1 protein-coding gene is annotated in these 1,251 nt (G+C 37.1%); it reads left to right on the top strand.

The window, feature by feature from the left end; translation table 11 throughout:
- Positions 1-137: 137 nt before the first annotated feature.
- Positions 138-1,251: glycosyltransferase (locus tag AC2VE5_RS27780; protein ID WP_486890739.1), on the top strand; the 1,114-nt coding region annotated here is incomplete at its 3' end.

The raw sequence follows: 1,251 nt of genomic DNA, 5'->3' as shown, positions 1-1,251 counted from the left end.
AATATTTAACTATGCCTGCAGAAGATTTATGTAGTCATCACAGTATGAAACAATTTGCAGGACAAAACTCAGCCGAAAAGTTTGCGGATACTATATTTGACTATTTGTAAATGCATCAAATTTAGCGCTCACAGATCATGAAAATTCTTTTTTTGACAACAATTCTTCTGAGTAAGAACTGTAATGGTGGAGAAGTTGCTTCTCAGTGTTTTGTTGATTCTCTTAGAAAGCTTGGGCATGAAGTCCTAGTCGTAGGCTACTTAAGAAAGGGCGATTATGTAGAAAGAGAGCATCTGAAGACTCTAGTTGTTGAAGAAAGATTTACAGAGACTAGTAAAGCAAAGTTTAATTCTATCTTGTGGCTATTATTAAGCCTAATGAAAAATTTGGCTTATTCATCGGCGAAGTATTACTCAAAACAGTACACTAGAAAAGTCAAAGAACTGCTTAATCAAAATTACTATGATGTCATTGTTATAGACCATTCTCAAATTGCATGGCTAGGAAAGTTTATTACAGCAGAAAATAAACTTATAACTATTGCTCACAACATTGAACATCAGATTTATCAAGTTAGCTCTGCTAATGTTAGCAACCCTCTTATGAAACTTGTCTATGACCGAGAGGCACGATTGATTAAGTTACAAGAAGATAAACTGGCAGCTATGGCTAAGCAAGTTTGGACTCTCACACAACAGGATGCTCACTATTTTTCAATGATCAAGGGTGCAAGTAATGTTAAGACCTTCCTCTTAGCTCCTGACTCAAAAGTCCATGTAGAAGAACAAATTAATAAAGAGTTTGACGTTGGTCTTTTAGGGAGCTGGACATGGAAGGCAAATGAAGAAGGCTTGAAGTGGTTTCTGCAAGCTGTTTATCCTTACTTACCTCCTAGTATATCTATTCATATTGCCGGTAAGGGTGCTGATTGGGTTACTTCAAAATATTCTAATATTTTTTATCAAGGAGTTGTACCAGATGCCCAGGAATTCATGTCCCAAGCAAAAGCTGTTGCAATTCCTATTCTTAGAGGAGGTGGAATTCAGATTAAAACCTTAGACGCAATTGCTTCTGGTTCTAGTATAGTAGCTACTCCAGTAGCTTTACGAGGAATTTCTGATCTCCCTCGAACCATCAGAATAGCTGAGCAACCTCAGGATTTTGCAGACCATTTAGTTTCAGCAGCCACTTCTTTATACACTCAAGAAGATTACAATGAAGCTCGTGCTAGCTATGTCACTAGATCGGAAA

The organism is Aliterella sp. E5.1 (assembly GCF_057473825.1).
This window is presented reverse-complemented; position numbering and strand designations above follow the sequence as displayed.